This is a genomic window from Polynucleobacter sp. 78F-HAINBA, from assembly GCF_018882325.1.
In the GTDB taxonomy this organism is placed as follows: Bacteria; Pseudomonadota; Gammaproteobacteria; order Burkholderiales; family Burkholderiaceae; genus Polynucleobacter.
In genome coordinates this window covers 114436-127930 of the sequence record NZ_JACVOQ010000001.1, presented here as the reverse complement: position 1 = coordinate 127930, position 13495 = coordinate 114436, and the positions used below count along the sequence as shown (strand labels likewise).

Annotated in this window: 12 protein-coding genes, 1 other RNA gene and 1 pseudogene; 6 read left to right on the top strand and 8 right to left on the bottom strand. The window is 46.3% G+C overall.

Features of this window, described 5'->3' with window-relative positions; translation table 11 throughout:
• The first annotated feature begins 105 nt into the window (after positions 1 to 105).
• From ICN11_RS00595 to ICN11_RS00570, 6 genes are all read left to right on the top strand, one after another.
• The gene (locus ICN11_RS00595; protein WP_370623584.1) at positions 106 to 1701 is read left to right on the top strand and encodes a leucyl aminopeptidase; all 1596 of its coding nucleotides are present in this window, start codon (positions 106 to 108) and stop codon (positions 1699 to 1701) included.
• A gap of 12 nt (positions 1702 to 1713) precedes the next feature.
• A complete protein-coding gene (locus ICN11_RS00590) occupies positions 1714 to 2178 on the top strand; it encodes a DNA polymerase III subunit chi (protein ID WP_216228675.1) in 465 nt (154 codons plus the stop codon).
• A gap of 19 nt (positions 2179 to 2197) precedes the next feature.
• Entirely contained in the window at positions 2198 to 2995 is a 798-nt protein-coding gene (lgt, locus tag ICN11_RS00585) for a prolipoprotein diacylglyceryl transferase (protein ID WP_216228674.1), read from the top strand.
• A 123-nt stretch (positions 2996 to 3118) separates the two neighbouring features.
• The gene (locus ICN11_RS00580; RefSeq protein WP_255539834.1) at positions 3119 to 4429 is read left to right on the top strand and encodes a malonyl-CoA decarboxylase; all 1311 of its coding nucleotides are present in this window, start codon (positions 3119 to 3121) and stop codon (positions 4427 to 4429) included.
• Positions 4430 to 4545: 116 nt separating this feature from the next.
• Positions 4546 to 5544 (top strand): tripartite tricarboxylate transporter substrate binding protein, encoded by a 999-nt coding sequence (locus ICN11_RS00575; RefSeq protein WP_216228673.1) that lies wholly within the window; start codon positions 4546 to 4548, stop codon positions 5542 to 5544.
• 39 nt (positions 5545 to 5583) lie between these two features.
• Positions 5584 to 7107 carry a malonyl-CoA synthase gene (locus tag ICN11_RS00570; protein WP_216228672.1) on the top strand — a complete coding sequence of 508 codons (1524 nt, stop codon included), beginning with the start codon at positions 5584 to 5586 and terminating at the stop codon, positions 7105 to 7107.
• A gap of 16 nt (positions 7108 to 7123) precedes the next feature.
• Here ICN11_RS00570 and ICN11_RS00565 read toward each other — a convergent pair whose 3' ends face one another.
• From ICN11_RS00565 to ICN11_RS00530, 8 genes and pseudogenes are all read right to left on the bottom strand, one after another.
• Positions 7124 to 7942, bottom strand: coding sequence for a sulfite exporter TauE/SafE family protein (locus ICN11_RS00565; RefSeq protein WP_216228671.1), 819 nt, complete (start codon positions 7940 to 7942; stop codon positions 7124 to 7126).
• A non-coding RNA gene (gene ssrS / locus ICN11_RS00560) (6S RNA) lies at positions 7943 to 8161 on the bottom strand.
• A gap of 99 nt (positions 8162 to 8260) precedes the next feature.
• Positions 8261 to 8479, bottom strand: a pseudogene (locus tag ICN11_RS10750) (cell division protein ZapA); the annotation flags it as partial.
• Complete coding sequence (locus ICN11_RS00550) at positions 8460 to 8744, bottom strand: hypothetical protein (protein ID WP_216228670.1); 285 nt, start codon at positions 8742 to 8744, stop codon at positions 8460 to 8462. The pseudogene ICN11_RS10750 and the gene ICN11_RS00550, both read right to left, overlap by 20 nt.
• Before the next feature lie 51 nt (positions 8745 to 8795).
• On the bottom strand, positions 8796 to 9557 hold the full coding sequence (locus ICN11_RS00545; RefSeq protein ID WP_216228669.1) for an ABC transporter ATP-binding protein: 762 nt from the start codon (positions 9555 to 9557) through the stop codon (positions 8796 to 8798).
• Positions 9554 to 10531, bottom strand: coding sequence for an iron ABC transporter permease (locus tag ICN11_RS00540; RefSeq protein WP_216228668.1), 978 nt, complete (start codon positions 10529 to 10531; stop codon positions 9554 to 9556). Before ICN11_RS00540 ends, ICN11_RS00545 begins: the two co-directional genes overlap by 4 nt.
• Positions 10531 to 11436, bottom strand: coding sequence for an ABC transporter substrate-binding protein (locus tag ICN11_RS00535; RefSeq protein ID WP_216228667.1), 906 nt, complete (start codon positions 11434 to 11436; stop codon positions 10531 to 10533). Before ICN11_RS00535 ends, ICN11_RS00540 begins: the two co-directional genes overlap by 1 nt.
• Before the next feature lie 3 nt (positions 11437 to 11439).
• Positions 11440 to 13377 carry a TonB-dependent receptor domain-containing protein gene (locus ICN11_RS00530; RefSeq protein ID WP_216228666.1) on the bottom strand — a complete coding sequence of 646 codons (1938 nt, stop codon included), beginning with the start codon at positions 13375 to 13377 and terminating at the stop codon, positions 11440 to 11442.
• Positions 13378 to 13495: the final 118 nt, after the last annotated feature.

The following is a 13495-nucleotide window of genomic DNA, read 5'->3' as shown; positions in this document are numbered from 1 at the left end:
TGTTATGGGCTCACTCAAGATGTGAACCTGCATCTCGGAGGATAATGGATAAACACCCACTTTTTCCCTTGAATTGACTTAAAAATACCGTAAGACATTATGACTATTCAATTTAGCACCAAGATTTTCGCGCATGCCGATCTAAATAACCCCAAACAACTTAAGGCGAGCCTAAGCACCCTATTGGCGCAGAGCTCCGATTGTCTGGTTTTGGCGTACTCAAAGACAGATTTAGATGCTTTGACGGCGGGTAAATCCAAGTCTGGACTTTTGGTTGAGCTTGATCGTTTGCTTGGTGGTTCGGTGACTCATGCAAATTTGGTAGGCGATCTTGACAGTCAGTCAGCCTCTACCTGCGTAATCCGCGCTGAAAAATCCTGGGCAACGTCTGGCGCAAAGATAAAGCGCATTCTTTTGGTGTCTTTGGGTGATGTTGCTCCTGCTAGCGCACGTAGTCTCAATGCCTATTCAAAAATTGCTCGCGCTGCATTAAAGCAGTTAAGTGGTGGCTCCATCCAAAGCGCTTTGTGGTTTATCCCCAGTTTTGCTTTGGGACACCGCGCTGAGTTCATTGCCGAAGAGGTGCGTCTGACAATTCAATATGCCGGTGATCAGGCATATCGCTTTGGAGTGCGTCAACCTGCCATGAAATTCAAGGCTAAAGATAAGGCTGATACTTTTACTCACCTCATCTTTGCAGGTAACGATACTTGTGCCAAGGAGTTGAAGGCTGCTGTGCCAGAGGGTTCAGCAATGGTTGAGGGTATGAACTTAGCCAAAGATTTAGGTAATTTGCCTCCGAATATTTGTACCCCAACTTATTTGGGTAAAGCAGCGCAAGGCCTAAGCAAAAAGACTGGCCTCAAGGTTGAGGTTTTGGGTCGCAAGCAAATTGAAGCATTGGGTATGGGCTCATTTTTATCGGTAGCCAAGGGTTCAGATACGCCACCACAATTTATTGTGATGCGTCACCAAGGTGGTAAAGCAGGCGAGGCTCCGATTGTGTTGGTGGGTAAGGGAATCACTTTTGATACCGGCGGAATTTCTTTGAAGCCTGGTGAAGCTATGGATGAGATGAAGTACGACATGTGTGGTGCTGCATCTGTCATTGGCACGATGTATGCAACTGCCTTGATGAAGTTGAAAAAGAATGTCATTGGTGTCATTCCAACTTGTGAAAATATGCCCTCTGGTCAAGCTACTCGTCCAGGTGACATTGTGAAGAGCATGTCGGGACAAACAATTGAGATTCTGAATACCGATGCTGAAGGCCGTTTAATTTTGTGTGACGCCCTAACTTATGTAGAGCGCTTTAAGCCTAAGGCTGTGATTGATGTGGCTACTTTAACAGGCGCTTGCATCATTGCATTGGGTCATGTGCATAGCGGCGTGTTCTCTGATGATGAAGGTTTAGTTACTGCACTTACTAAGGCCGGCCATGCTTCTTTAGACACCGTATGGCGTTTACCTTTGGATGCGGCTTACCACGAGCAACTTAAATCCAATTTCGCAGATGTGGCCAATATCGGTGGGCGCCCAGCAGGTAGCGTAACTGCAGCCTGTTTCTTATCGCGCTTCACCGAAAAATATAAATGGGCTCACTTAGATATCGCTGGTACTGCATGGAAAAGTGGTGCCGCTAAAGGCTCAACTGGGCGCCCAGTTCCCTTGCTCGTAAATTACTTGCTAGAGCAAAAGTAGAAGACAGCACTTATGGCCCGTATTGATTTTCATAGCAACGTTAGCGATAAGCTGGAATATGCCTGTCGCTTAACGCGCAAGATCTGGAGTGCGACTCCCGCTGGCGAACCTGTGCGTCATATCGTGATGGTGGGTGAGAAGGCTGATCTCAAGAAGTTAGATGAGCTTCTATGGGCATTTAGCGCAACGGATTTTTTGCCGCATTGTTTTATTGATGATGAGGCAGCAAGCGATACACCTATTTTGCTGACTGATGATTTCTTGTCACCGGCTTTGTCTCAACTCCCTCATGCAGATGTTCTTATTCATCTAGGAATGCGTATGCCTTCTGATGTTCCAGGCTTGCTTGCGCGTTTTCCTCGCATTGTTGAGGTTGTGACTATCAATGAGGCAGAGCGCCTTGCAGGTCGCGAGCGCTATAAAGCCTATCGCGACTTAGGTCATGAGTTACACAACTTCGATCAATCTAAAGCGTGAGTATTAGCCGCCTCCAAGTATGCTGATTCATCCAGAATTTGATCCTGCCGCCATTCGTATTGGCTCGTTTGCCATTCATTGGTATGGCTTGATGTATCTCTTGGCCTTTGCTCAATTTTTGTTGCTGGGCCGTCTGCGCATACGCGCTGCGCGCTATCAATCTTTAGGTTGGTCATATAAAGACCTTGAAGATCTTTTGTTTGCCGGTGTTTTGGGTGTCGTGCTTGGCGGTCGTTTGGGCTACACCCTGTTTTATATGCCCGGCTACTACCTTGCAAACCCTCTCAGCATCTTCAAGATATGGGAAGGCGGCATGTCCTTTCATGGTGGGTTGCTCGGTGTTTTGCTTGCTTTGCTTTGGTTTGCTTATCGTCGTAAGGTTTCTTTCTTTGTTGTGAGCGACTTGGTTGCGCCACTGGTTCCTTTTGGATTGGCATTTGGCCGCTTAGGTAATTTCATTAATGGTGAGTTGTGGGGTAGGCCGACAGACTTGCCTTGGGCCATGGTTTTTCCAATGGTCGACTCCATACCTCGTCATCCTTCTCAGATCTATCAGTTCTTTGGCGAAGGGATTTGCTTGGGCATCGTTCTGTGGATCTATTCCAGTAAGCCACGTCGAGTGGGGCAAGTTTCAGGATTGTTTTTGTTGGGTTATGGGCTTTGCCGCTTTTTGGCAGAGTTTGCCCGTGAGCCTGATGCCTTCTTGGGCCTCTTGGGTCTTGGCCTTTCTATGGGGCAGTGGCTTTCTGTGCCCATGATAATTTTCGGAATTTACCTTATAGTGAGAGTAAATACGAAAAACGGCAGCTATCAGTAGTTAAAAAACGGTTTTTCTGGGTCTTTTGTAGTCAATTCCTTAAAATTGGCCAGATTTCCCATGAAAACATCGACATTTTGCTGAATTTGCCCAATTTCTGACTAATTCCACCTCAATTGAAAGATGTCCATGCTGGAGAAGCTAACAAAAGCTCGAAATTTGTCTAAGGCAAATAACGCCATTAAGCGTTTGATATCTGAGCGGGGGGAATCTAATGCGTTGAGTATGGCTGATGATGTGGTCAATAACTATCGCAAATTAGCAAAAGATCAACACGTCTCATTTTTTACTTTTCTATTTGAGAAGCTCAATCCCCAAGCGGATGCAGTTCTCAAGGCGGCACAAAATTTTGTAGCTGACTCCAGTGCTCGTAATTACATTCAGTTGCAGAAAGTTTCCGAGTCTCCTCGCCAAGAATTTTTTCGCCGCCTCAATCGCGCCAGTCAAGGCACTGCAGCCGTAGTGCAAATGCGTCGCGATTTGCTGCAGCTACTAGATAAAAAACCAGAATTGGCTGCGGTAGATTTCGACATGCGCCACTTACTATCTTCTTGGTTTAATCCGGGCTTCCTCAAAATGCATCAGGTGGACTGGAAGTCCCCGGCAGAGGTGCTTGAGAAGTTAATCCAGCATGAAGCGGTGCACGCCATTGATGGCTGGGATGATTTGCGTCGCCGCCTGCAGCCAGACCGCCGTTGTTTTGCCTTCTTTCACCCGCAACTACCAAGCGAGCCCCTGATCTTTGTGGAGGTAGCGCTCTTGCCTGAAATCCCAACTGTGATCACGCCTTTGGTCGATAAAAAAGCAGAGACAGTGGATCAGGCATCTCAATATAAGGTTGCCGTGTTTTATTCCATTAGTAACTGTGAGTCTGGTCTTCGCGGTGTATCGATGGGTAACTTTTTAATTAAGCGGGTAGCTGAGCAGTTACATGCTGAATTCCCTGGCATAAAAACCTTTGTCACTTTGTCGCCGATTCCAGGATTTATGGATTGGGTTGCCGCAGGTGCCAATTTGGGTGAAGGCGTTCCGGCTGATAGGCTGAAGCCTAACCTCAAGGCAGCAAGAGATGCAGCCTTGGCAGTTCTGAAGCTCGAGAGTCAATCATGGAGTGAGCGATTGGCAGGTGGCTGGCACCCTGATCTCGCTTCAGAAAAAGAAAAAGCAGCTTTGCTGAGCTTGGCAAGTATGTATTTAGGGCTCGCCTCAACTGGCCGCGATGGTAATCCGGTGGCGAAGTTTCATTTGGGTAACGGCGCTAAGTTGCACTTGGTGAACTGGGCTGGAGATTTATCTCGCAAAGGATTACGCCAGTCTGCTGGCCTGATGGTGAATTACCTGTATGACTTGGGAAGTGTTGAAGATAACCATGAACGCTTTGCTAATGGTGAAATTGTGTATTCCAGGGCAGTCGGTCGCTTGATGGCGCCTTAGTATTAACGCTGAGGCTAACTTCTGCTGAAAAGTGGAAGTCCCCTTAGAATAAGGGCTTAGAAATTTGTTGCAAAAATAAACCGACGCAATAGTTGGTAAAAATAAAGGAGACAATCATGTTTACTAAAGCAAGCAGTAATTCCATATTCTCATTAAGTACTTTGAAAAAAGCGCTGTTTTTAATTTGCGCTGCGCCCCTGGCAGTAATAGCTCAAGAGTGGCCAAATAAACCCATTACTTTTGTTGTGCCATTTCCCGCTGGTGGTGGTACTGATGCATTTGCTCGCCCACTAGCAAATCAATTAACTAAGCAATTGGGTAAGCAAATCATTATTGATAACCGTGGTGGCGCAGGTGGCACGGTAGGTGCCTCTATTGCAGCTAAAGCGGCTCCAGATGGCTATAGCTTTTTTGTTGGCGCAGCTCACCATGCAATCGCTCCTTCGATGTATCCAAACTTGGATTACGACATTGAGAAGAGCTTTATTCCAGTTGCAATGATCGCTAGCCCACCGCAAGTCATCGTGGTAAACCCAAAGAATGTTCAAGTTAAAAACTTAAAAGAATTTATTGAGCTCCTGAAAAAGAATCCGGGTAAGTTCAACTACGCAAGTGCTGGTAATGGTTCTTCACATCACTTGGCTGGCGAGCAGTTCAAAATGTTGACCAAAACCTTTATTACCCATATTCCTTATCGCGGTGCAGGCCCAGCTATGCAAGACCTGATTGCAGGCCAGGTGGACGTGGAGTTTGATGGTTTAGGTTCATCAGCAGCACAAATCAAAAATGGTTCAATCGTTGCTTTAGCGGTTGCATCACAGAAGCGTTCTGCGGCATTTCCAAATGTACCTACTGCAGCTGAAGCTGGTTTAGTGGGTTACGAAGTGTCAACTTGGTATGGTTTATTTGCTCCTAAGGGAACGCCTCAGCCTATCGTTGACAAGATGATTTCCGAGGTGCAAAAAGCCCTGAATTCTCCTGAGTTAAAAACTATTTGGGCTAATAATGGTTCAGATACACCAACTTTGACTGGCGATGCTTTCGGCAAATTTTTATCCGCAGATATCAAGCGCTGGGCTGCAGTTGCTAAAGCCTCTGGCGCAAAGCTTGATTAACAATTTGATTTAATTTACTGGTTTGGATTTGAGGCTCTAATGAATTTATATTCCTTATTGGAAAAAGGTTTTCCAAAAGATAAGCAGGCGTGTGCACTAGAAACGCATGATGGGTTGTATTACTCCTGGAGCGATCTAGAACGCGCTACTGCCAAAATGGCAAACCTTCTTAAGAGCCTCAAACTACCTGCAGGATCTCGTATTGCAGTGCAGGTTGAGAAATCACCTGAAGCACTCTTTCTGTATCTAGCGACTATTAAGGCGGGCTACGTTTATCTGCCTCTGAATACCGCTTACCAAGCAGCCGAAATTCAATACTTCTTAGAGAATGCTGAGCCTGCAGTTGTAGTTTGCAGTAGCAAGAATTTCTCTTGGGTATCTAAAGTTGCTTTTAAGGCAGGCACAAAGCATGTCTTTACCTTGGATGAAGATCGCAAGGGCACTTTATTAGAGCGTGCCGCTGGTCAAGGCGATAAATTCAAAACAGTTGCAGTGAAAGATGATGATTTAGCAGCCATCCTGTATACCTCCGGCACAACCGGCCGTAGTAAAGGCGCCATGTTGACCCATAAAAACTTGGGAAGCAATGCGCAAGTGCTGCAGAAGTTTTGGGGTTGGAAAAAGGGCGATGTTTTATTACATGCACTCCCGATCTTCCACGTTCATGGATTATTTGTGGCTGCACATGGCGCATTAATTAACGGCAGCAAAATGATTTGGTTGCCACGCTTGGATACTGCGCAATTAATTCATCACATGCCGAACTCCACTGTGATGATGGGTGTGCCAACCTTCTATGTGCGCCTACTGGCAGATAAAAACTTTAATAAGAAAGTTACGCGCAATATGCGCCTATTTGTTTCTGGCTCCGCACCCTTATTGACTGAAACATTTAATACATTCAAAGAAGTGATTGGCCAGCCGATTCTTGAACGCTATGGCATGAGTGAGACTGTGATGCTGGTTTCCAATCCATACAAAGGTAATCGCGTAGGTGGATCAGTTGGTTTGCCTTTGCCGGGCGTCAAAGTTCGTGTGGTGAATGAAAATAACAAGCCTTGTGGCGTTGATGAAATTGGCAGTATTCAGGTTAAAGGTCCAAATATATTCAAGGGCTACTGGCGCATGCCAGAAAAAACCGCCGAGGAATTTACAAAAGACGGTTGGTTCAAAACGGGTGACGTCGGTCGCTGGGGTGGTGATGCTAATGGTGGTAAAGCCCCTAAGGATTACCTCTGCATCGTTGGTCGCAGCAAGGATTTAATTATTTCTGGTGGCTACAACGTCTACCCAAAAGAGATCGAAAGTTTTATCGACGATATGGACGGCGTAGATGAAAGTGCTGTGATTGGTATTCCACACCCAGACTTTGGTGAGGCAGTAATGGCGGTGGTGGTACCAAAAGCAGGTGCCAAATTAGATGCGCAAGCAATGATTGCCACACTCAAAACCCAAATTGCGAATTTCAAGATTCCAAAGCGTTTAGAGATTGTTTCTGACTTGCCTCGCAACGCCATGGGCAAAGTGCAGAAGAATATTCTGCGTCAGCAATACACCAGCTAACACCAAAAATACTGACTTAGAAACCGAACGCCTTGCGGCTTTCATTAAACATGAAGGCTGCAAGCATAAATAGCATCACACCAAAGATGCGCTTAAGTTGAGCCACATTGAGTTTTCTGGCCATTTTTGCGCCAAGCGGGGCGGTGAAGATGCTTACAGCCACAATGCACAGCACCGCTGGAAGATAGACAAACCCCAGTGAGCCTGCGGGAAGATTGGGATTACCCCAGCTTCCATACATATAACCGATTGTCGCTGCAGCCGCAATCGGAAAGCCTAGGCCTGAAGAGCTTGCCATCGCTGTATGTGGTTTTACATTGCACCAAAGCATAAATGGCACGGTAATAAATGCACCTCCTGCACCAACTAGACTGGCAATCACACCCGTCAATGCTCCGAATGAGAAAAGACCAAGGGTGCCCGGCAACTCTCTTCCGGCCGCAGGTTTTTTATTGATGATCATTTGTATCGAGGTGTAGACGATAAAAATGGCGAAGAATAGAGAGAGCCAGGAGGTATTGATTGCTTCAAAAATCTCACTACCACCAACAAGGCTGCCAATCACTAGACCTGGACTGAGTGATGCCACCAGCTTCCAATCAATGGAGTTGTGTTTGTGGTGCGCCCAGATGGCTGAGGTGGTTGTAAAGAGAATCGTTGCCATCCCAGTTGCAATCGCCATATGTACGATGACATTTTGACCAAAGCCTAAGTGATTGAAGACCACAATCATGAATGGCACCAGAATCATTCCGCCGCCAATACCCAGGAGTCCGGCTAGAAAGCCCGATATACTCCCGCACAACATCAGCATGGCGATATCGGCTATTGACATGAATTCCCCGCCTTAGCCGCTAGGCCGTCATCCTGAACCCTAAGGTTCAAGGTGGAACGGCTACTCTGCTTCGGGTGCATTAAGAAGTTCAGGGAGTGAGCAGCGCGAAGCTGCCACTGTGAAGATTCGAAACGCTCACGCCCACAGTGTAAAGATCGTTCCTGATGCTTGCGCATCGGTTCAAGGAACTATTGGCCTTGGCGAACCAGGCAGGGAAAGGCTTTGCATCAGAGCATCCACTTGATCTTCCAGGGTATGAATTTCATTCTGGAGTCGAGCAATCTCTTCTGGATTGGATGAATGACTCTGAGCTGGAGTTTGCTCAGAAGCGGTTTGCAATTTAATGAGATCACCAGCGATCTTCAGTGCAGCCATCATGCTGGCACGCTCAATGCTGCGATTACCACCATTAATTGCTAATTGAATTTGTTCATCGACTAATGTGCAAGCCGCACGAAGTAATGGCTCATGCTCGGCGCTGGTTGCTAATGTGATCTTTTGACCGGCGAGGGTTACTTCAATGCGTTGTTGGCTCATTGTCATCCTCTGGATTGGTTGGTGTCACGGGCTCGCCGAGTAGGTTCAATTGACGTCCGTCACTTTGTTCTGGAAGGCGACTCAAAATATGTTGAATCCGCTTTTGTGCATCCTCAATTTTGGTTTCTAGCTGACTGCGATCTTGATGCAGCGCTTTAACGGCGTCAGAGATCAGTTGAATTTTCTTGGATAATCTCTGCAGCGATGCAGCTATCGAATCGGATTCAGTAGAGTCGCTCGGGATATGAGGGGTGTACTCGGTCATATAGGCATTGTAGCCTTAGGGAAAAGCTTTGTGAAACCCCTGATTTTGGGCTTAATTGGGTAAAGCCACCCAATCACCACCAAGCTTTTCTAGGCGAATACGGCCATCAAATAAGCTAATGAGGGCTTGATGGGTTGCAGGATCTTGACTTGATCCTTGAAAATGGACTTTGCCCTTATTGAGCATGACTACATGGTCAGCTCTGAGCGCAAAATGAATTTCATGCAACACGGTTACCAAGGTTTTGCCTTGTGCCAGCAAAGTGCCTTGCCATTTTAAGAAATCGGCTTGATGAGGAGGGTCTAAATTAGCTAGTGGCTCATCCATGAGAAGGATATCTGAGCCGACGGCAAGAAGACGGGCCAATAAGACTCGCTGGCGCTCCCCTCCTGATAGCTGCTGTAGTGGGCGTTGGCGTAAATGCCAGGCATCTGTTTGTTGTAAAGCTTGTTCAACTACTGCGTTATCGTTCTGGGAGGGTAGATGTAGCCAGCTTTGATGGGGTAGGCGGCCCAACATGACGGTGTCATACGCGCTAAGAGAGTCGCCAAATTCATCTGAGGTGTTTGAGGCTTGATCAAGCCAAGCTATTTTCCTTGCAAGATCTTTTTGAGTGAGCGCTGAAATATTGACATCATCAACTGTGATTGACCCATCACACTTGAGTAAGCTTGTTATGGCTTGTAGTAGAGAAGATTTACCTGCACCATTGGGACCAATGACACTAGTCCACTTTCCCCGAGGAATATCTACATTCAGGTCAGAGAGGATGGCGCAGGGGCCTCTATATACATTGAGTTGGCGGATTTTCATGAGCGCACTCCAATAGGCGCTCTTCTCAATAGAACCAGCAAATAGATGCCGCCCAAGACTGCTGTCACAACACCAACGGGGATTTCAATCGGTGCAAAGAGGGTGCGTGCAATCAGATCCGAGCTGAGTAATAAGATGCCGCCGCTCAGGCAGGAGAATACAAGTTGAGCTCGTTGCCGCCCACCAGAAAGTTTTCTGACTAAGTGCGGAGCTGCCAATCCAACAAATGCTACAAGGCCAGTTTGCGCAACGGCACATCCAGTAGCAAGAGCAAGAATGCCAATCAATATCAGACGTAGTTGATCTAGTGGCAAGCCTAAGGTGCGGGCGGTATTTTCACCGAGCGATAAGGCGTCAAGCACAGGGCTGATGATGAGGGTGGTGAGTATGCAAATAAACAAAGCAATAGTCATCATCTCGACGCCAGACCAATTCAATAATGTTGTATTGCCCAGCATGAAAGATTGAATGCTTTGAAATAGATCGGGTCGGATGAATGTAAATAACGAATTTGCGGCGCCCAAAATGACGCTGATGACTACTCCAGACAATAAGAGGCGCAAGGAGCTGCGATAGCCGCCAGCTAAAACAAGTGAGGCGAGAACGCCAATCAATGCCCCGAGGAATGCGCCACCATTGAGCCCAATAACTTCCAGCCAAGAGTTACCAAGATAGGCAAAGCATAGAATGCTGCCGACACCAAGTAGCGCGCCAGATGCACTCCCAAGTAAGTAGGGATCAGCTAGGGGGTTACGAAATAAGCTTTGCGCAATACCACCAGCAAGCCCTAATAAAGCGCCAGCAAGATAGGCGCCCAATGATCGCGGAAGTCGAATGTCAAACAAAATAGTTTGATCTGATCCTTGCAAATTCCAGCTAGAGCCCGCGCTTCCAAGCAGGGTCCCAAGCAGCACTAGAACCGCACTCAGAATGAGGAGGCCTGATAACTTGCCAAGAAAATGATTTTTTTGCATTACCGAGATGATGACATCTTCTGTTGAATGCAATTAGAAATGATGAGTGCAGCTTCTCCCATTCGAGGTACCGGTCGAACTAAGACGTCGTTTTGATCGCCAGTAAATGCGCAAATTCGGTTCTTAGCAACTGCTGGAATGGAATTCCATCCAGGACGCTTCCGAATATCAGCCACCGTTGATTCGGTCAGGAGGATGACATCTGGTCTAGCTTGCACCACAAACTCAGGATTGATTTTCGGAAATGGCCCTAGCGCTTTTGGAATGATGTTAAACAAATTTAATTGGGTCAGAATTTCACCAATGAAAGAAGTGCTGCCAGCTGCAAATAGCGCAGGATTCACTTCAAAGTACACGTGAATATTTCCACCTTTAGCAGGTAGTAGCTTGTTGGCACGTAGGATTTCTTTCTGGATTTGATTCCATACTCGACCGCTCTCGGAGGTTCCCAATACAAGATCTAACTTCTGAAGGGCGCGCTCCTCGTCACTCATAGATTTAATATCCAGCGCGAATGTTTTGATGCTCAAGCCATTTAATCGAGCAATCACAGGGGAGGCTTTCTCGAGCAAGACAACATCGGGCTTGAGTTGCACGATGCGCTCGATATTGACATCTCCCATGCCACCAAGCTTAGGCAAGTCTTGAATTGATTTTGGCCAATTGGAGAATCGATCAACACCAACCAAAGCACTGCATTTACCCAGGGCACAAACAGACTCGGTGAGAGAAGGTAGCAAACTCACAATGCGCTGAGGTGGTTTATCAAACACCACTACAACCCCTCGGTCATCAGCTACCGAAACCGGTGCAGCAAAAACGGCTAAGGAGAATCCCAAGAGAAATATAGCAACCCCGACCGCCAAATAGTGCGACCGGGTCGAGGGTTGGGTGAATATTTTCATGAATTACTTCATTGCATAGCGGATGCCGGCAAAGACATTAGAGCCTGGGGTGTTATAGCCATACGTTAGCTGATAATCCTTGTTCATGACATTATTCCAGCGACCAAACAATGTCCAGTCTTTTGAAAATTCATAACTGCCGTATAGATTAAATATTGCGTAACCTCCCATTCCGGCATCTGCAGGATAACTATCGGACCTTCTTCCGGAGAAGGTTCCTTCAACACCTGAAGTTAAAAATCCCTTTTGATATTCAATGCCGGCATTCCCGAATTGTTTTGCGCGTTTAGCGAGGACTGTCCCTGTGCCTTCGTTAACTGGATTTTGTTGGTCAAATGAAGCCCGAAGATTGAAGTGGCCAATTCTTGCAATATTTCCAAACGAGATACCCGTGATTTTTGCTGCCGAGACATTTATAGCGCACCCAGATTGACCCCACGTTCCGGCGGGACAGCCAGTCGCAGAGCTACCTGAACCTTGAATAAGGTTGCTTATAGTGTTGCTATATGCAGCCAGCTTTGATTCAAAAATTCTTGTTTCGTACTGCAGGCCAACCTCTGTATTTTTACTTTTTTCTGCTTGAACGGCTTGATTCCCATAACCTGGATAGTACAAATCATTAAAAGTTGGAGCTCTAAACCCGGTGCCATAGTTAATATTTGCACGCAACTCTTTTGTAAAGAAGTATCCATAAGAAGCGCTGCCTGTATTTTGCGAACCATAGCCTGAAATGTTGTCATTTCTAATTGCAAAGTTAGCTAGATGGGCATTACGTGCGAGTTGATACATTGCTGCAACTGAGTTTGTATTGCGAGTTTGGCTAAAGTCCTCAGGAAGGTAAGATGTATTGTAATTCGGCTGATTAGTAAAAACGCTCTGCACCCTTCTTTCCGCCAGGATTTGCAATGTATCAAAACCAATTTTGAAATCGTTTTGCCAGTTATAGATATTTTGTTTTGTGTTAGCTATCGGATTGCCAGTGGTTGTTATGTCCTGCCCGAGATCATATGATTGCGATGCTTGTAGCAAGCTTTTCCAGTTTTCATTAATTTGATTTTTTGAGAAAAGTGTATATGTGCTCTGGCTGTTTATTTGATTGCCAATTCCGTTGTATCCGGGATATTGGGATCGATTTCTAGCGGCAAAAAATTGAATACCTATTTCTTGCCCTTTTAGATACTCATGGCTAATTTTCCCGGCTGCCCCATCTTTAACATAGCCAGTTCTATATGCAAGAGATGTTGGTGCGTAGTAGCTTCTCTCGGCATTATTTTTTGCAATCGTATTAAACCCCATGGAGATTTCTTGAGTTGCACTCAATGCATATTTTGTGTTTTTGTCAGCCCCAGTGCTTCCAAAAATGCTTGCTTCTGAAATAGATGTTCCGTAAGTCCCATAGCCAGCTGATGCGCCAACTTGCATCGGTCCTTCACCAGTTTTTGTAAATATCTGTACTACACCACCAATTGCATCCGAGCCATAGAGACTGCTTTGTGGGCCAAAAATAACCTCAATATGATCAATGATTGAGAGTGGGATAGCCCACCATGAGGGGCCACCAAGCATCCCCGAGTCAGACCTTACTCCATCGATTAGCAACAAGCTTTGTTGATTACTAGTGCCTCTAAGATAAACGCTGGCAACTGAGCCGGGGCCACCATTATTTGATATTTCAACTCCCCGCTGTCTTTGTAATAACTCAACTAGGCTTGTCTGTCCTGCTTGAGCAATCTCTTCGGAGCCAATGTAGATGTTGTCTGCCAACACATCACTTGCTTTTGTGGGCGTTCTTGTTGCCGTCACAATGATTGGATTCATAGGATTCGGTGAATTGGTTACCGAAACCGTTGAGTTGCTTTGTGGGAATGCTCCTGTACTGAGTGTTATTGCTGCGCCGCAAAGAAGGGCGACTAGGGTTTTACTACTGAACTGCTGTTTCATGATGAACTTTCTGCCTTCGAATCACCTAGCTAACTTCCCCGTAAGCTGGGTCGAACAGAATTTCACTTTTTGAGAGTTCAGGCGTCAATTGGGCATCTAGCCAGCTTGACTAGGGATG

What these genes read in the sequence shown, in the direction of transcription:
- ICN11_RS00530 (WP_216228666.1), bottom strand. Translation starts at nt 13,377, where the DNA reads ATGAAACAGCAGTTCAGTAGTAAAACCCTAGTCGCCCTTCTTTGCGGC.
- ICN11_RS00535 (WP_216228667.1), bottom strand. Translation starts at nt 11,436, where the DNA reads ATGAAAATATTCACCCAACCCTCGACCCGGTCGCACTATTTGGCGGTC.
- ICN11_RS00545 (WP_216228669.1), bottom strand. Translation starts at nt 9,557, where the DNA reads ATGAAAATCCGCCAACTCAATGTATATAGAGGCCCCTGCGCCATCCTC.
- ICN11_RS00540 (WP_216228668.1), bottom strand. Translation starts at nt 10,531, where the DNA reads ATGCAAAAAAATCATTTTCTTGGCAAGTTATCAGGCCTCCTCATTCTG.
- ICN11_RS00550 (WP_216228670.1), bottom strand. Translation starts at nt 8,744, where the DNA reads ATGACCGAGTACACCCCTCATATCCCGAGCGACTCTACTGAATCCGAT.
- ICN11_RS00570 (WP_216228672.1), top strand. Translation starts at nt 5,584, where the DNA reads ATGAATTTATATTCCTTATTGGAAAAAGGTTTTCCAAAAGATAAGCAG.
- lgt (WP_216228674.1), top strand. Translation starts at nt 2,198, where the DNA reads ATGCTGATTCATCCAGAATTTGATCCTGCCGCCATTCGTATTGGCTCG.
- ICN11_RS00565 (WP_216228671.1), bottom strand. Translation starts at nt 7,942, where the DNA reads ATGTCAATAGCCGATATCGCCATGCTGATGTTGTGCGGGAGTATATCG.
- ICN11_RS00590 (WP_216228675.1), top strand. Translation starts at nt 1,714, where the DNA reads ATGGCCCGTATTGATTTTCATAGCAACGTTAGCGATAAGCTGGAATAT.
- ICN11_RS00575 (WP_216228673.1), top strand. Translation starts at nt 4,546, where the DNA reads ATGTTTACTAAAGCAAGCAGTAATTCCATATTCTCATTAAGTACTTTG.
- ICN11_RS00580 (WP_255539834.1), top strand. Translation starts at nt 3,119, where the DNA reads ATGTCCATGCTGGAGAAGCTAACAAAAGCTCGAAATTTGTCTAAGGCA.